This window comes from Mesobacillus maritimus, assembly GCF_019749255.1.
Lineage (GTDB): Bacteria > Bacillota > Bacilli > Bacillales > Cytobacillaceae > Mesobacillus_B > Mesobacillus_B maritimus_A.
In genome coordinates this window covers 59,063-75,391 of sequence record NZ_JACWFH010000025.1, presented here as the reverse complement: position 1 = coordinate 75,391, position 16,329 = coordinate 59,063, and the positions used below count along the sequence as shown (strand labels likewise).

The window sequence follows — 16,329 nt, the reverse complement described above, 5'->3', positions numbered from 1 at the left end:
CCTCACTCTTCGTATCCTTACAATTCCTATCGATAACTAGAGAATCCTCTAGATGCTTGCTATAAGGCGACAAAACTCCCCACAAAATAAGATTTCTCAATCTGAAAAGAGTAACATAAAACGCTAGCAATGCTCATGAACTATAACGTACATCATTTTTTTAACATGATTGGAGGAAATTTTGATGAGTATGTCTTTCCCTCCTTATAGGCAAGCTAATGCTCCTAAACGAAGGTTTATGAAGGTGACTGGGGAAAGCACCCTCTCCATAAAACCAGATAGGGCAACCGTACAATTAGGAGTAGAGGTTCGAAATCTCGATCTCGGACTAGCGCAACAGGAAAGTTCGAAGGTCATCCAACTGGTTACTCAAGCTCTGTTCAGACTTGGTTTTTCATCGTCTACTATTCAAACTTCCGACTATACAATCCTACCAATATACGAATATGTTGATGGGAATCAACAGTTTAAAGGGTATCAGGTTACACATATGCTCTCACTTACCGTTGAAAACATTGAACAAATAGGTGTAGTCCTTGATACTGCCGTTCGAAATGGAGCGAATAGGGTTTTGAATATCCAGTTCTCGGTTAAACACATCGAAGCCTACTATCAGCATTCTTTAAAAAAAGCATTAGAAAATGCGCTAACAAAAGCCCATGTTATCGCACAGACCATGAGGCTAACGCTAGATCCTATTCCTGCTCAAATTACCGAACAAACCCTGCCCCCACCTGTAATGCCTTTTCACACATTATTAGGAACAGAAATCGCACAGGCACAATCAACTCCAGTGCAACCAGGAAACATCGAAATTGATGCTAAGGTGGAAGTTAAGTTTTATTTTTCATAAAATGTTCGTTTCACGCACACGAAAAAGGGAGTAAGCGTACTGAACTACGCCTACTCCCTTCCTTATCCTCATTCCTCAGGATAGGTTTCCCTCAGGAATTTTATCGATTGCTTAATTAATTTTTTCAAGACCTCAACATCAATGTCCGCCATTTTATTAATATACACACAGGCTTTACCAGTGGTATGCTTTCCAAATTCCTTTAACAGTTCTTCTCTCTCTGTATCTCCTGGGGCAAAATACAAACTAATTTTCGCTTTCCGAGGAGAAAACCCGACTAGCGGCGCATCTCCTTCATGGCCGGAAGCGTATTTATAATGATACGATCCAAAACCGATGATACTCGGCCCCCACATTTTTGCTTCATATCCGGAGGTTTCAGAAAAGAGATCTAATAATTTGAATGAATCCTCGCGTTTTTTGGGGCTGTCCACATTTTCGATAAAATGTATGACACTATTATCTGTTTCTTTTGTTTTTAATTCATATATCCCCGGGTCACTCCTTCTTACACTTTTTACTATTCATTATGTGCTCTCAGCAAAAACCCTTCTAAGAGAAGATTAGTTATCATATTTTACAAGTGCTAATAAAGTAGATAACGTATTAATTTCCGCAATTGGCTTGTGGTCTGTTAATGGGTGTTTTCCTCGATGGTTGAACCAAACTGCATTCCACCCTGCCTTCATTGGTCCCACAACATCGTTTTCCCAGGAGTCACCAACATAGAGAAGGTTTTCTGATGGAAGTTTTATCTCTCGAGCTGCTACTTCAAATATGTAAGGATCCGGTTTTGCCTTTCCCACTTGATCTGAGATAAAAATGTGGTTTTCCAAAAAATACTCGTCCAATCCTAATTGCTGAATTTTCATACGCTGATGCTGTATCGGACCGTTTGTGATGAGGCCAACCTCTACTCCAACCTTTTTTAATTCTTTTATAAGCATTGGTACTTCGGGAAATAAAGTTAAAGTGTTTAATTCATTTTCATAGCTTTGTTGAAATCGAATTGCCTTTTCATTTGATACCTCTACCTCGTAGTCTTTTAAGGTACGGACAATCCGTTCAATTCTTAATTGGTCGAGTGGAATTTCCCCACCATCGTACTCTTTCCATAACACATCACTGTAATATCGGAAAGTCTTGTACATATCTACCGTATTTAGTTGACTTTCTGAACTCGTTATTAAAGGAATAATCGCCCTTGCGAAAGGAGCGTGATGGTCATGTAAGGTATCATCTAAGTCAAAAAATATCGCTTTAATGTTCATTAATATCCTATCTCCTCAATTATCTACATTCCTAATTCTATACTAGGTTTATTAGTGTTCTACGTAAGATACTCTCCCCTACCATCATCCACTATAGCACACTTGAATATTTTGCTTTACAATTTAATATGTAGATAAAAAAAATCGTGGGAAAGATGGAACTCCCACAATTTTATTTTAGCTTAACAAAGAATAATTTTATATAAAGGAGGCTGATCTTTTGGATAAGAAAGAATTTCAGGTGATGGATGAGGAGACATTATTTATCGTTTCTCAAACATTTAAAGCGTTGTCCGACCCGACACGATTAAGAATACTACATCTCCTGTTTCAAGGCGAGCACTCTGTCAATGACATTGCTGAGTGTTTATCTCTCCTTCAATCAACAGTCTCACATCAGTTACGTTTCCTAAAAAATCTTCGATTGGTTAAATTCAGAAAAGAAGGAACGACTGTTTATTATAGCTGTGATGATGAACATGTTAAAAGCATTCTTAAACAAACCATCGATCATGCCAATCATCATTGATAAAGCTCTGTTGACTCATTTCACACTTTAATTACACGGTCCATGTTTACTTGGACAGCCGGCATCTTCAGATTCTACTTGAATGGTACTATGGTCAATTCCGAACTGATCATGAAGAAGGGTTTGTGCATGATGCAACACTTGATCATGCTGACCTTCTTCAGAGATGGCCAGATGACAACTCAACATAGGAACTCCAGATGTAATAGACCAAACATGGAGGTCATGTACAGATTGGACGGTCGTTACGCCGAGGAGTGCTTTTTTAAGCTCATCGATGTTTAAATGTTCTGGCGAGCCTTCCATCAATACATGAAGAGAATCCTTGGTTACTCTCCAACCACTGAATAAAATAAGTGCTGCAACAATGACACTCGCAATTGGGTCGGCAATTCCCCATCCGAAAAAGTAAATGACAAGAGCTGCAGCTATGGCCCCCACAGAGCCTAACATATCTCCTAGGACATGAAGAAAAGCACTCCGAACATTGAGGTTTTCGTCCTTGTCTCCTCTCATTAACATCCATGCTGCCAAAATATTTACTAAGAGTCCAATGACCGCAATACTCAACATCCCTAGACTTTGAACTTCTGGTGGATGGAAGAAGCGCTCAATCGCCTCATAGAAAATAAAAATAGAAATAATAATCAAAGTTGCTCCGTTTATGGCTGCCGCAATAATTTCAAACCGCTTAAATCCAAATGTCTTTTTCTTTGTTGCCAACCGTTCGCCTAATTTAATGGCAAATAAGCTTAGCCCAAGCGCAGCTGCATCACTTAACATATGGCCTGCATCTGACAACAAGGCCAAGCTATTGGTCATGAACCCACCAATTACCTCAACAACCATATAAGTGGCGATTAAGATAAAAGCCCCTAGTAGCGCTTTTTTATTATTTGAGTGGTGGTGATGGTGACCGTGCCCATGATGATCTCCGTGGCCATGGTGATGGCCATGAGAATGACCGTGCCCCATACTTAGTTTCCCCCTTGTTTTAAATATGAATATATGCTCATATATACATTATGTATTGTCCTTATAAAGTGTGTCAATCATTATTTATGTTTAAAAAGCCTCTAACCCTTGTCTAGAGGATTAAAGGCTTTTTAACAACAATCAAAACCATTTGAACCCTATAGGTCGAGCCTCTCTAGCAATTGTTTGAGTTCCTTTACTTCCTCTCTAGAAAGGGTAATCCCTTTGCCCATTTTATCGTGGGTGGAATCCCAATCCCGGATATCATATTTTGGCTCACGTTCATTCCAACTAATAAGATTTAATTCTTTTCTCCAACCTTTTGCACCTTCTGAAATGACCCCAATGGTTTCAGTGATTTCATATTTAATCGTAGCTGCCACTTCTTATCCCCTTTCACTTCTTTTAGCGTTTTCGTTTAACAGGAAACCTACAAGATTAACCCGACCGTTTTTAGTATTAGAAAATACACAAACAATCACTACATTATTTTGTCCTCAACATAATCTTTCGTTAAAATGATACCCATCAGATTCATTGAATGATAAACCTACAAAAAGAGTATACATAAATAAAATTTATTACTTTCAACTTCCTACTTTTTTGAACGGAGTTTTGAGTAAAGAGAAAGGGTTTCTTCGACATGATCATACTCGAGCAAGAACAAAGTTATCTTATGTTTACTCAACATGACCATGCTAGGGTTTCTGGGCACATTGCGGAAAGCTGGAAAGAAGAATATTTTCCAGGGCTTGACCGAAAAAAGGACGTTGTCCTGGCATGCTACGAGCACGACCGTGGTTGGATTGAACTTGATAAGGCCCCTAAAGGCTATCCTACCAAACAACAACCGTATTCTTTCATGGATTATCCTACGAAACCTAAAATACATTATTATCAAAAAGGCATTAATGAGGTATTTACCCTTAACAAATACGCTTCCTTATTATGCAGTTTACATTACACTTCTTTTCTAGAAGCTTCAACGGATCAAGTGAGTAAACAATTTGTGAGTGAAGAAAAAAACAGGCAAAAGCAACTAGTCAACCAGTTCGGCATCGATAAGGATAGCGAAAAAGAAAAAAATTTGATGTTTCACTTAGACATTTTGAAATTTTGTGATAATCTCTCGCTATATTTGTGCCTTAATAAACCCGGCACAACGAAAAAACAGGAATATCCATTTTTTCGAAACGGATTCCCTCAGATATTCCCTTTTGCTCACAATCTACCAATCACAGCAGACTGGAGCGTAAAAGAGTATATAAACCTTTCGACCTCTCCCTTGAACGGACAACTTCAGGTCACGCTCCCCTATAAGGAAGTTCAAAAAGCTACGATTGAAAGACATGGTTTAACTTATGCTTACAAGGAAACCCCCATCCTTTACAGAGAAGTAATTTTTATGTAACTGATTAAAAAAGTGGTAGTTAGCAAAAGCTTTATGCTTTTGCTAACTACCTCCATAAGCTTAAAATCAACGTATTTCTTTCAATTCTAAATATTGGACTGTTTTCCCATCGCGATCAATTTGCACATTTAATTGAAGACCGTTGAGCTGGTAAGTCATTTTTTCACATACCGCTGATTCATAGCACGACACTTTTTCTACTATATTTGGATGATCATAATTTTCAATCACTTGCGCTTTCTCCCGTGGGATATTCAGTAGTGGCAAGTACTCCGGGTAAACGTGCAATTGTTTCACACTGCCATTTTCGCTACTTAGTTGCATCCGTAGCCCTGCCCCTTCATCCACATAAAAATGAGAGATGGTATTCTGTTGTTCTTCTGAGAAGTTAGGGACTCCATATTTTTCAACGACTTGGTTATAGCTGCTCCCAACAGTGATCCCATTTAACTGCAGTGGTTTTGAAGTTAAAATATAGGCATCTCCTATCCCCGCAGTATTCAACATCTTTAACTGTTTTTCTGCATTCTCTTTTTTCGAAAAAGCTCCTGCTTGGATTCGATAATAGGTCTTATTATCGATAAATTTCGAAACAACAACTGCATCAACCTTATGCTGTTTTAATAGGGCCACTCGCTTATCTGCATTGCTTTTTTTACTAAACGACCCAGCCATGACCACATACAACGTTTCAACTTGTGGTTGACCTGGCACTTGAAGTTTCTGCCCAACATAAATTAAATCACTTGCTAGATGATTGTCTTCTTTTAACTTTTGAACAGTTGTGCCGTACCGTTTGGCAATGCTATAAAGAGTATCACCCTTTTGAATCACAATAACATCCTCTTCTGCCTGAACCTTAGCGTTATGAGTAAATCCCATTCCAAAGGTAAAGGCACCCATCAAAAACATCGAACTAAGAACTACTTGAATCTTCCTTTTTATCTTTTTTATATTAAACACCCCCGTTGTTACAGAGTACGTAACCAACAGGAAATATTCTCCATCTTTACAAGCCTATTTCAGGAAACCTTTTTAACATAATAGGCTGGTTTCCTAAGGAATGTTGCTAATGCATAAGCTGATTACTAGCATAAAGAACCACTAGTTATGAAAAGTATTTTCTCAATCTAAAAGAACCAAAAAAGGCCGACTTCCTGTTGAAAAGTCGGGCGTTTACGTTTATTAACTTGGATAGGTTATTTAAGAAGTTTTCTTGTGCTGGTCATCCATTTTTACTAGTAAGCCTTTCTTAATCCAATACTGAAGATTTTCAGATGGGAAAACGCCTCTTCCATTGGACTTATTCATCTGAATGACGACACTGTTTTGTGTCACTTCAAGGATGGTTAACGAATCAGACATGCTGAGATTTGGCATAAAGCCACTTTTTATTTCAAACTGCATGTTTTTATCTAGTTCCATCAGGAAACCCCCTTTCATAAAATCTTCCTCTTATGATTAGGGTTCCCAATTTTTCTTTTTATATCCAAACTCTGGAAGAAGTTGAAAACAGCACAATTCAATTGAAGGAACATTCCTCATTAAAAAGGCCTACTAAATCAATTAGTAGGTCTTTTCATCCTCGATCCTATTAACAGGTATACTGCTTGGCATCATTGATTACAGCTGCCAACTCTCGAATCCTGCTTACTCGATTTTCCACATGATAAGAGGCTAGTTCTTGTTTAATCAATGGAGCAATCTTTAAGATACTTGCTTTATCGGTTTCTAGACCCCCGATGATTTCTTGAGCAAGAACCTGTACCTTTAATACGCTCTGTTCGACAACCATTTCAGCCAAAAGCTTCTTTACTCGTTCTTTTTCAAGGCCATTTTTCATGATTTGTTTTTCAGAACGTAACACAGCAGATTCGGCCGCAAACAATTCGATGGCAATTTCGGAAAGCTTCATCACGGTTTCTTGTTCTTCACTAATTTCAGGCCCAAATAGCTCATAGACAATGCCGGCAGATGCTAGGAACACTCTTCGAATGGACGCAACACCTGCTTTTTCTTTCGCTAAAGGACCACTCTGCTGCACGGTGTTTCCATCATGTAACTCCCGAACCGCATTCCAAATCGCTTCTTTTCCTGGAAGCTCTCCCTTAGCAACCTTTTTAAAGAAGTTTCCAGTTACAAGTAAGCGATTAATTTCATTCGTACCTTCAAAAATACGATTGATTCGTGAATCACGGTAGGCTTGTTCAATTGGATATTCCTGAATAAAACCAGAACCACCATGAAGCTGTAGGGAATCGTCCACGACTTGGTCAAGGGTTTCTGAACCATAAACCTTGCAGATGGCACATTCTAACGCATACTCCATTAATCTTGAACCTACCAATTTTCTATCTTCGCAATCATAGATATCGCCTAATGCATCTTCAAGTAAAGAGGCTGTCCGATATTGTAACGATTCTGCCGCATAGATTCGTGCTGCCATTCTTGCAATCTTTTCTTTGCTTGCTCCAAAGGTTGCCAGAGTTTTGCCAAATTGCTCCCGCTCATTCGTATATTCAACGGCCAATTTTAAAGCTTCTTTTGCTCCGCCCATGCATGCCGCCCCTAAATTAAATCGTCCTAGATTTAATACATTCAAGGCAATCACATGACCTTTCCCAATATCCCCAAGTACATTTTCAACAGGAACTAGGCAGTCCTCCATAATCACGGACCTAGTTGATGATCCCTTTATTCCCATTTTCTTTTCTTCAGGACCAAGAGACAAACCTGGAAAGTTCTTTTCAACAATAAAAGCGGTAAACTTTTGTCCATCTACCTTTGCGTAAACAATAAAGGTGTCAGAGAATACAGCATTTGTGATAAATATTTTTGTTCCATTTAACACATAATGTGTACCTTCTTTATTTAAAACGGCCGTTGTTTTTGCCGCCAATGCGTCTGAACCTGCTGATGGTTCTGTTAAACAATAGGCACCTAAATATTCTCCGGAAGCTAACTTTGGTAAATATTTTTTCTTTTGTTCCTTTGTCCCAAAATACGTAATCGGGAGTGTCGCAATGCAAGTATGATTGGATTGGGCAACTCCATAACCACCTGTACTTCCGACAATTTCCCCAACAAGGATTTTACTCACTTTATCTAAACCTAGACCATCATAGGCTTCAGGGATACTATGAGCGAGTAACCCAAGCGAGCCAGCTTCACGCAGTAATGCCACCACTTTTTCAAAATCTTGTTGCTCAATTGCCTCACGATGTGATCGTACTTCTTTTTCAACAAACTGCCTCGCAGTTCTCGCAATCATCTTATGCTCATCTGTAAAATCTTCTGGGCTAAAAACAGCATCTGGATTGCTCTCTGAAACGAGATAATGTCCACCGGAGATTAGCTTTTTTAACTTTTCCATAGAGTACCTTCCTTTCATCCTATAGCAAACTTAAGCAAGCATTCCTTGTCCTAGCATTAAGATTTGCTCTTAAAAATGGCTTCATCTCCTAAAAATCTATGCATCTACCAACTTGAACATTCACAACTTGTACTGTTTCTAGATGCATTTTGTAACGAGCACTCCCTATTTTGGGTAGAACATGCAACAATTAATATATAAAATGTGAACCTAAAAAAAACACTGCAATAAACGGAGGGACTGAACAAGGCGCTTCCGCTTTTCTTTCTCTCCGGTGCCTGGGGACATGTGGGGTCTCCCTGCCCCGGACTCTCGAAGGAGTCTTCGCCACACTCCACTCCACTCAATAGAGTCCTAAACTTAGGCTAAATTCAAAAAGGCATAACCCCTTATCATAAAGGGAGTTATGCCTTTTTGCTGTATAATTAAAGTTTAATTTTTAATCGATGGGTACTGATTTCGCAGCTTTAAATACGGTAAATACGGTTTCAACAAACATACTTCCATACTTCATCATCTACCCCGGGGTCCCATTCAACTTTACTGGTGCTTGAGGTTGATACATTCATTGCTTTATCTTTATGATCTTTTATGCTTTCAATTATTTCTAGGATTTTAGCTGCATCGTCATCTTGGATCTCATCTATTATATGATGTAAACGCTCCTTTACCGCTGTCATCGGTGACCCTCCCTGTTTCTTTTTTAAATAAATTATAACATTAAGAAAGGATGCCTTAGCGCTGTTCAAGAAACATTCAAATAATCTTAACATTTGAATGGACGTTTAGGAATAAATTAGAGTTGGAATACACACTTATAATTATTCAGAAAATTTAAAAAACTGAGAGAAATATAGATATTGGAAGAAAATTATCGAAAACAAGTGTTAAACTCAATAAATGGCGTTTTTTGGTGATTTGCACTTTTAATAGTATGATAATAAACTTATCTAAAATAATCAATAAGGTGGTATTTATGACAACATCAAAATTAAGCAAAGCAGGCATTCCTTTTTTGCATTTTGGTTATGGTGAACCACTGGTGTTGATACATGGTCTCGGTGAAGTAAAAGAAGGTTGGATTAATCAATTTGAGCTCCAGGATGAATTTGAACTCATTATTCCTGACTTGCGAGGTCATGGGGAAAATGAAAGGACGGAAGCAATATCGATTCAAAATTTTGCAAGTGACATTATTGATTTATTAAAAGAGTGCAATATTGAAAGCGCTAACATTCTAGGCTTGTCAATGGGTGGCGCTGTAGCACAAGAGATTTACCGTCAGGCACCTGAAATGTGCCGGTCCTTAATTTTAGCTAGCACATTCCATTTCTTCCCCAAAAAACTTGCGCCACTTTTCATTAATTATCGAAAGAAGAGGTTTGTTCATTTAACTACTGGTCGAAAAAAGAAACCTGCTGCAGCACTAGCCCTTTATTCATGGGAAGAGGAGTACCTTGAGGAGTTTGACAACCATTTTGCCCCTAACCAAAAAGCCTTTTTTGATTCCCTTCAGTCTTGTTTAAAAGTAAATAATATTAATCTCCTTCGTAGAATAAACGTCCCAACACTCGTGATTGGTGGCCAATATGATTCTGTTATCCCTGTTTGGATGCAGGTTTGGATGCATAAACTTATGCCTCATTCGGAATTTGTGATTATGAGGAAAACTGGCCATGTAGCGAAATTAGAAGCGAAGGATCGTTTTAACCAGCTTATCCGAAGTTTCTTAGCAAAACATCAACATAGAACAGAGAATAATAAAAGAACAGCCATATAGTCAATTGATGACAAGTTAAAGAAAAGGTCACATAGCGCTCCTATGTGACCATCTAATCGAAAAGCTTCCCCTTCTCTATGCTTTATCGCTGCTAGCAATCATACCCTTTCAGAGTTCCCTTATAAGCAGCTTGACTCCTACAAACCGAAGGTGATTTGCTATCACACTCTTTCTTTCAGGTTATCATTTAACCAGAAATGCCCTACTAACTTAGTGTCCAAACCTGTCTTCCTATTCCCTTTGTCACGTAATCCCAAAGCTCATAGGAAAATCAGTAGCAAACGACTTCTTATCTCGATATGGATGAATGATAAATAAAATAAAATCTGAAAAGTCAAACATTTACTCTTTAAAATTTGTTATAATAATACTATCCGAAAATTTTAAGATTAAAAGGAGTACCCACCGAGACTATTACACTCTTGTTTATTCCTTTTTTTATATATCACTACAATTTTATAAAGGAGGCTATTCCATGTATAAAATTAAGGAAAAAGAAAAGCTCTTCATCTACACAGGTCCAGATGGTTCCGGAAGAAAAACGGTTGCCAAGATGGTTGCGACCGCGTTTGATATGGAGACTGTTCTTTCGTACACGACTCGCGCCCCTCGACATTATGAACAAAATGGAGAGGACTATCACTTTGTCAGTGAAGAAACTTTTAAAAACATGCAAGACCGTGAAGAATTCCTAGAGAGTGTTGAAATCGACGGAATCTACTATGGAATTCGTGAACAGGATATTGTGAAAGCGTTCGAATCTCATAATCTTGTCTATTTAACGCTAAATCCTGAAGGAACTGAGAAATTAAAAAAGATGTACGAAGATCGTGTCATGCGTTTCTTTATTTACGCTGACCGTGAAACAGTCATCAACAGGCAGAAAGAGCGGGAAGATAACGAAGCTGATATCGAGCGTCATATGAAGCACTATGATGAAATCATGCAATATAAAAACTACTGTGAGCATTCCTTTGAGAACTATGATTTGCCACAAGTATCATTCCAAATTAGTGAAGTTATTGAAAAGTTCCTAGACCGCGACGTGATTGTAACAGATTACTAATCTACACAAGAGAAGACCCTTATTAAACATGGGTCTTCTTAGTGTTAATTTTTGTAGGGAACAAGCCCCTTTTTCAGTTTAGTGATAGATTTCAAACAACTCTAGTAGAAATGAAAGTGTAATCTATTTATCTTAATTATTTATTAAAATTGATCTGTTCAGATGCTTCTCCTAAGCTAATCTTTGTTTCTCTTGGTTGTGTTTCAGCAATGACCTTCCCATATCGAATAGAATAGCGAACTGTCGCCTGTTTGCGAATGGCTTCGTATTCGTTTTCTGCATCCAGGACAATAAGATTCGCTGGTTTTCCTATTTCTATACCGTAGTTTTCCTCGATGTTCAGGGTCTTCGCACTATTGGTTGTAATTAGATCAAACGAATTCACGATTTGTTCGTACCCCATCAATTGACTCACATGGATGCCCATATGTAAAACTTGAAGCATGTTTCCAGTACCTAGTGGATACCATGGATCAAAAATATCATCATGCCCAAAGGAAACATTTAATCCTGCCTCAAGCAATTCTTTTACTCTCGTCATTCCTCTCCGCTTCGGATACGTATCAAATCTTCCTTGAAGATGAATATTCACAAGTGGATTTGCAACAAAGTTTATATTCGATAATTTTAATACTCTAAACAGCTTGTACGTGTATGCATCATTATAAGACCCCATTGCGGTTGTATGGCTAGCGGTTACCTTACTTCCTAACCCACGTTCGAAGGCTTCAGTTGCGACCACCTCCACAAACCGAGATTGTTCATCATCAATTTCATCACAATGGATATCAACAAGACGGTCATATTTCTCTGCGAGGTCAAAAGCCGTTTTCAATGAAGAAACTCCATGTTCTCTTGTGAACTCAAAATGAGGGATGGCTCCGACAACATCAGCCCCCATTTTCAGTGCTTCTTCTAAAAGCTCTGCTCCATTTGGGTAAGAAGGAATCCCTTCTTGTGGGAAAGCGACAAGCTGGAGGTCCACATAAGGAGACAGTTCTTCCTTTACTTCAAGCAAAGCTTTTAAAGCAATTAAAGATGGATCTGTCACATCCACATGCGTCCGAACATGTTGAATTCCTTGCGCAATCTGCCACTTCAAGGCCTTCTTTGCTCTTGTTTTTACATCTTCCAATGTTAGGCTTTCTTTTCGTTGCGACCACCTTTGAATTCCTTCAAATAATGTGCCACTTTGATTCCACTCTGGCTCCCCTGCTGTTAATGTAGTATCTAAATGGATATGAGGTTCAATAAAAGGTGGAGCCACTAACGAGCCATTTACATCTAATACCTGTTGGTCAAACTCCTCGATTTTCCCTTGAGTAATATTTTTTATTTTTCCATCTTCTATGACGATATTCCATAGCTCATTTTTTCCTCTAAGCTTTGCATTTTGAATAATCATTTATGAACTCACCTTTTCTAATTTAGTTAGAACACTCTTTTTCACTTCAAGTTGTGCTGATAGTTTTGAAACCAATACAAATGTGATTGCCGAACCTAATAGCGCATTGATTGGGGGAATACCCGGTAAAAGGTTTGCAGTGGCAACCCCTGCACCCCAGGCTAGTAACGCGACCCAATTGACTGCTTTAAACTTCATATTGGCGAACTCTCTATATTTCCCACGATTCACGATGAAATAGTCCGCTAATATAATGGCACCAATTGGTGGCAAAGTTGCTCCTAAAATGGTTAACCAGCCAACAAAGTTATTGTATAACCACATGGCAGCGAGCGTCCCGACAATTCCGTTGAAAATGACGACTTTGCCCTTTGTGATCTTCGTGATGCTTGAGAAACCTAAGCCTGAAGCATAAAGCGCGTTATCATTTGTTGTCCAAATATTTAACCCAAGAACAAGAATAGCTGGTAGGATCAATTTTTGAAGGAACATTACTTCCGAAATATCAGATTGCCCTGTGGCGATTGCTCCTACTGCACCAAAGACAAACATTAAGGAATTTCCGATGAAGAAAGCAATCACCGTTGTTATAACAGCTGTACGGTTGGTCTTTGAAAAGCGCGCAAAGTCCGGAGTGAGTGTCCCAGCGCTAATAAATGAACCAACACAGATGGTTAGCGCTGCGGCTAGTCCAAGCGTTGTAGTTGGTTCGAACTGCATTAACCCCTCAAATCCTCCTACTGTTTCTGTCGCTTTGAAAACGGAAAAACTTCCTAAAACAGTGATTAATGGGACAGCGATAAAACTTAAGATTGCGAGTGCTTTCATCCCGAAGAATGCCGTTACGGTCATTAACATTCCTGATACGATGATTAATACATTCGTATCTAGCCCTGTTACTTTCTGAACTGGTACTGCAAACATCGCTACGCCTACGCCAAACCACCCAACTTGTGTAGCTCCTAATAGAAATGAAGATAAGTAGGATCCTTTTTCACCAAAGGCATAACGAGTAAGCAAATGTGTGGATAAGCCTGTTTTCGCGGCAATAAACGCAAGTGCACCTGTGTAAGCTCCAAGAATAAGATTCCCCGCTAACACGATCAAAATAAATTGTGTAAAAGTTAACCCTAAACCCAATGTTCCCCCAGACATCATGCTCGCCGAAAAGAAAGTAAGTCCCAGCATAACGACGAGCATCTTCCAAAACCCATTCCGGTTACTCTGTGGTACCGCCTCTAACGAAAAATCTAAATCTACTTTTTTCATTCCAATTCCTCCAATTTCATGTTGTGTTTGAAACTGGTACCGAAGGATCCTTCGAGAGTTTATGACGATACGGATACGAAAAAAGGCTTCCTGCCGATTTCCGACAAGAAGCCTTTTTCGCATAATAAGCCAAAGAGCAGGTTACACCTCACCCAATGATTATCATACATTCCGCTGTCCTTGTCAGCCTCACGGGACTGAATTAAAGGTACCAGTATTTAATTGACCTAATTATTGCAAAATAGCTACAAGTTGTCAACACATAATTAGCTCATACTCAAACTTTGTTTCTTTTAGATACAAAACAAAGGATGGATTATGCTTTTGTTTCACTGTAATAAGCCCATTAATAAAGAGAAGAAAGCTTACAAATAACTTATCCATTGTTCATTTTTAAAAATAACGATCTTTGGTCAAAAAGTAGGAATCCGTCATTTAATATTCAACTTTTTTGATGCGGCCATCTAAACTAAAAGAGATAGGTTGAGGTTGGTCCTTGATATAATCAACGAGGGCATCCAAATCAACAGAACCTACTTCTTTATCCTGTGCTTTTGTAAAAGTTGTAAAACCATCTCCTCCACCTGCAAGGAAAGAGTTTGCGGTTACCGTATACGTTTTTTTATCATCGATCTCTGTACCATTTGGAAGCAGAATACTAATCACTTTTCGATTATCTGGCTTCCTCCCATCCCAAGTATAGGAAAAACCTGAAATCTGTAGCATTGTTGAATTTGATTCCCATTGCTGATTGAGTACTTCCCGAATTTGTTGCCCTGTCATCTTCATTTTCACAAGGTCATTATTGAACGGTTGTACGATATAGACTTGCTCCCAAGTAATTTTCCCCTTATCAATGTCCGCTCGAATTCCCCCTGGATTCATGAAGGCAAAGTCTGTTCCCATCGCTTGTCTTTGTGCATCCGCAACGATATTTCCCATTACCGATTCACCACTATCGTTTCTTAAAGAGGTTAAATTCATCGAGGTTGACCCTATCACCTCGGTGACAATAGGTTCGACTACTGCTTCATAGTTCTTGAGCATTTGCGAAATTTCTGGGTCTGGGTCTATCTCATCTTGAAAAGTAGTAATAATCTCCGCCCTTTTCGTAACGATATCTTTTGTTTTAGGATCAATCTCTATGTCAACATCAGAAAATGCGGTTCCATATGAGTACGATTGAACCAATAGCTTATTATCAACAATAGCGTTCATATAGGAATGGTTATGGGCTCCAAAAATGATATCAACTTCATCATCCACACCATTTGCTATGTCCACTACTTCTCCTGTCGCATTCTCCCCTCCAACTCCTGAGGAGCCCGGATTGTGAGCTAGGACAATAATGGAACGCACACCCTGTTTTTTTATCTCAGGAATATACTGATTGATTGCCTCGACTTCATCGATAAATCTTAGCCCTTCTACCCCATTCGGTTCAACAATATTAGGGGTTTCAGAATAGACCACGCCAATAAAAGCAATCGGCATTTCATTTATCGTTACGATTTCATAGGGAGCAAGAACCGGTTTTCCACTTTTGTCTACAACATTTGCTGCCACCCAAGGGAAATTTGCTCCTCGGAAATCCCCAGTCTGCTTATGAGCCCCACCTTTAATTATGCGCTGTAATTCATTTATCCCTTCATCAAATTCGTGATTCCCAACCGTTCCAATATCAAACTTCAATTGATTTAGGATTTCTATTGTTGGCTCATCCTGTAGTAATGCTGAAACCGGAGGACTAGCCCCTACCATATCTCCTGTATGGAGCAAAAGGGTATGTTTCTCATTTTCTTTCCGTTGTTTCAGGTAAGCTGCTAAATAGTCGACTCGGCCCACCGGTCTTCCGTCTACCCTGCGTGTCACATTCAGTTGGCCATGTAAATCATGGATAGTTAATAGCTGAATCTGTTTGTACGCTGGATTAGATGCCTGTGTCTTTTTATTGGTTTCCTTCACTTCTGGTCGTCTAGAAATATGACCGTGGTATTCCTCAGATGACCCTTCAATTCCTACTGCGTCCTGTTTCAGGAGACTAATATTACCGTCTAGACTTTGAGTTTTTTCATTGATGTAGCGTTGGTCGATTCCATTTGAATCTGTTACTAACTTCTCAAGCCTCTGACTGTCTGGTTTCGTTTCAGTTTGGGCCCCCGCAAATCCAAGAAGAATGATGATAGCAAGGGTAAGAAGGATACGATACAACCCCTTCATTCCATTCCTCCTTAGCTAAAAATAACGATAACGATATGTTTTGCTAAGAACACTGAAGTATACATAAATTTATTGAGGCTGGAGACAGAATTGGAGTCTACTACTATAAAGTGGCAAAGAACCTACATTATCTTACTATAATTGATTCCTATTCATTCTTATAAGTTTGGTTTATCC

At 38.9% G+C, this 16,329-nt stretch carries 16 protein-coding genes; 5 read left to right on the top strand and 11 right to left on the bottom strand.

Going from position 1 to position 16,329, the window contains the following annotated elements:
* Positions 1-184 precede the first annotated feature (184 nt).
* Positions 185-853 carry an SIMPL domain-containing protein gene (locus tag H0185_RS17810; RefSeq protein ID WP_221874836.1) on the top strand — a complete coding sequence of 223 codons (669 nt, stop codon included), beginning with the start codon at positions 185-187 and terminating at the stop codon, positions 851-853.
* A gap of 68 nt (positions 854-921) precedes the next feature.
* Here H0185_RS17810 and H0185_RS17805 read toward each other — a convergent pair whose 3' ends face one another.
* Both H0185_RS17805 and H0185_RS17800 read right to left on the bottom strand, forming a co-directional pair.
* Positions 922-1,344: a DUF1801 domain-containing protein gene (locus H0185_RS17805; protein ID WP_221874868.1), complete on the bottom strand. Its 423-nt coding sequence runs from the start codon at positions 1,342-1,344 to the stop codon at positions 922-924.
* Between the two features lie 72 nt (positions 1,345-1,416).
* On the bottom strand, positions 1,417-2,124 hold the full coding sequence (locus H0185_RS17800) for an HAD family hydrolase (RefSeq protein ID WP_221874835.1): 708 nt from the start codon (positions 2,122-2,124) through the stop codon (positions 1,417-1,419).
* A 244-nt stretch (positions 2,125-2,368) separates the two neighbouring features.
* On the opposite strand from H0185_RS17800, the gene H0185_RS17795 reads away from it, so the two are divergent.
* The gene (locus H0185_RS17795; RefSeq protein WP_221874867.1) at positions 2,369-2,653 is read left to right on the top strand and encodes an ArsR/SmtB family transcription factor; all 285 of its coding nucleotides are present in this window, start codon (positions 2,369-2,371) and stop codon (positions 2,651-2,653) included.
* Between the two features lie 27 nt (positions 2,654-2,680).
* Here the strand turns inward: H0185_RS17795 and H0185_RS17790 are convergent, their stop codons facing one another.
* Both H0185_RS17790 and H0185_RS17785 read right to left on the bottom strand, forming a co-directional pair.
* Positions 2,681-3,628 carry a cation diffusion facilitator family transporter gene (locus H0185_RS17790; RefSeq protein ID WP_221874834.1) on the bottom strand — a complete coding sequence of 316 codons (948 nt, stop codon included), beginning with the start codon at positions 3,626-3,628 and terminating at the stop codon, positions 2,681-2,683.
* A 158-nt stretch (positions 3,629-3,786) separates the two neighbouring features.
* Positions 3,787-4,011, bottom strand: coding sequence for a YdbC family protein (locus H0185_RS17785; protein ID WP_221874833.1), 225 nt, complete (start codon positions 4,009-4,011; stop codon positions 3,787-3,789).
* Between the two features lie 260 nt (positions 4,012-4,271).
* Here H0185_RS17785 and H0185_RS17780 point away from each other — a divergent pair, with 260 nt between their 5' ends.
* Positions 4,272-5,039 carry a DUF3891 family protein gene (locus H0185_RS17780; protein WP_221874832.1) on the top strand — a complete coding sequence of 256 codons (768 nt, stop codon included), beginning with the start codon at positions 4,272-4,274 and terminating at the stop codon, positions 5,037-5,039.
* Between the two features lie 66 nt (positions 5,040-5,105).
* On the opposite strand, the gene H0185_RS17775 is transcribed toward H0185_RS17780, so the two are convergent.
* The 4 genes from H0185_RS17775 to H0185_RS17760 all read right to left on the bottom strand — a co-directional run bounded on the left by H0185_RS17775 (position 5,106) and on the right by H0185_RS17760 (position 9,092).
* Complete coding sequence (locus tag H0185_RS17775; protein ID WP_221874831.1) at positions 5,106-6,029, bottom strand: LysM peptidoglycan-binding domain-containing protein; 924 nt, start codon at positions 6,027-6,029, stop codon at positions 5,106-5,108.
* A gap of 213 nt (positions 6,030-6,242) precedes the next feature.
* Complete coding sequence (locus H0185_RS17770) at positions 6,243-6,464, bottom strand: hypothetical protein (RefSeq protein WP_221874830.1); 222 nt, start codon at positions 6,462-6,464, stop codon at positions 6,243-6,245.
* A gap of 169 nt (positions 6,465-6,633) precedes the next feature.
* Positions 6,634-8,412 carry an acyl-CoA dehydrogenase family protein gene (locus H0185_RS17765; RefSeq protein WP_221874829.1) on the bottom strand — a complete coding sequence of 593 codons (1,779 nt, stop codon included), beginning with the start codon at positions 8,410-8,412 and terminating at the stop codon, positions 6,634-6,636.
* A 488-nt stretch (positions 8,413-8,900) separates the two neighbouring features.
* Positions 8,901-9,092 carry a DUF2281 domain-containing protein gene (locus H0185_RS17760; protein WP_221874828.1) on the bottom strand — a complete coding sequence of 64 codons (192 nt, stop codon included), beginning with the start codon at positions 9,090-9,092 and terminating at the stop codon, positions 8,901-8,903.
* Between the two features lie 296 nt (positions 9,093-9,388).
* On the opposite strand from H0185_RS17760, the gene H0185_RS17755 reads away from it, so the two are divergent.
* Complete coding sequence (locus tag H0185_RS17755; RefSeq protein WP_221874827.1) at positions 9,389-10,192, top strand: alpha/beta fold hydrolase; 804 nt, start codon at positions 9,389-9,391, stop codon at positions 10,190-10,192.
* 475 nt (positions 10,193-10,667) lie between these two features.
* Positions 10,668-11,258 carry a guanylate kinase gene (locus H0185_RS17750; protein WP_221874826.1) on the top strand — a complete coding sequence of 197 codons (591 nt, stop codon included), beginning with the start codon at positions 10,668-10,670 and terminating at the stop codon, positions 11,256-11,258.
* Between the two features lie 136 nt (positions 11,259-11,394).
* On the opposite strand, the gene H0185_RS17745 is transcribed toward H0185_RS17750, so the two are convergent.
* From H0185_RS17745 to H0185_RS17735, 3 genes are all read right to left on the bottom strand, one after another.
* Entirely contained in the window at positions 11,395-12,663 is a 1,269-nt protein-coding gene (locus H0185_RS17745) for a cytosine deaminase (protein ID WP_221874825.1), read from the bottom strand.
* Positions 12,664-13,932 (bottom strand): cytosine permease, encoded by a 1,269-nt coding sequence (codB, locus tag H0185_RS17740; RefSeq protein WP_221874824.1) that lies wholly within the window; start codon positions 13,930-13,932, stop codon positions 12,664-12,666.
* 435 nt (positions 13,933-14,367) lie between these two features.
* On the bottom strand, positions 14,368-16,152 hold the full coding sequence (locus H0185_RS17735; RefSeq protein WP_221874823.1) for a bifunctional metallophosphatase/5'-nucleotidase: 1,785 nt from the start codon (positions 16,150-16,152) through the stop codon (positions 14,368-14,370).
* Positions 16,153-16,329: the final 177 nt, after the last annotated feature.

What these genes read in the sequence shown, in the direction of transcription:
- H0185_RS17795 (WP_221874867.1), top strand. Translation starts at nt 2,369, where the DNA reads ATGGATGAGGAGACATTATTTATCGTTTCTCAAACATTTAAAGCGTTG.
- H0185_RS17760 (WP_221874828.1), bottom strand. Translation starts at nt 9,092, where the DNA reads ATGACAGCGGTAAAGGAGCGTTTACATCATATAATAGATGAGATCCAA.
- H0185_RS17790 (WP_221874834.1), bottom strand. Translation starts at nt 3,628, where the DNA reads ATGGGGCACGGTCATTCTCATGGCCATCACCATGGCCACGGAGATCAT.
- H0185_RS17755 (WP_221874827.1), top strand. Translation starts at nt 9,389, where the DNA reads ATGACAACATCAAAATTAAGCAAAGCAGGCATTCCTTTTTTGCATTTT.
- H0185_RS17770 (WP_221874830.1), bottom strand. Translation starts at nt 6,464, where the DNA reads ATGGAACTAGATAAAAACATGCAGTTTGAAATAAAAAGTGGCTTTATG.
- H0185_RS17765 (WP_221874829.1), bottom strand. Translation starts at nt 8,412, where the DNA reads ATGGAAAAGTTAAAAAAGCTAATCTCCGGTGGACATTATCTCGTTTCA.
- H0185_RS17780 (WP_221874832.1), top strand. Translation starts at nt 4,272, where the DNA reads ATGATCATACTCGAGCAAGAACAAAGTTATCTTATGTTTACTCAACAT.
- H0185_RS17745 (WP_221874825.1), bottom strand. Translation starts at nt 12,663, where the DNA reads ATGATTATTCAAAATGCAAAGCTTAGAGGAAAAAATGAGCTATGGAAT.
- H0185_RS17735 (WP_221874823.1), bottom strand. Translation starts at nt 16,152, where the DNA reads ATGAAGGGGTTGTATCGTATCCTTCTTACCCTTGCTATCATCATTCTT.
- H0185_RS17810 (WP_221874836.1), top strand. Translation starts at nt 185, where the DNA reads ATGAGTATGTCTTTCCCTCCTTATAGGCAAGCTAATGCTCCTAAACGA.
- H0185_RS17750 (WP_221874826.1), top strand. Translation starts at nt 10,668, where the DNA reads ATGTATAAAATTAAGGAAAAAGAAAAGCTCTTCATCTACACAGGTCCA.
- H0185_RS17800 (WP_221874835.1), bottom strand. Translation starts at nt 2,124, where the DNA reads ATGAACATTAAAGCGATATTTTTTGACTTAGATGATACCTTACATGAC.
- codB (WP_221874824.1), bottom strand. Translation starts at nt 13,932, where the DNA reads ATGAAAAAAGTAGATTTAGATTTTTCGTTAGAGGCGGTACCACAGAGT.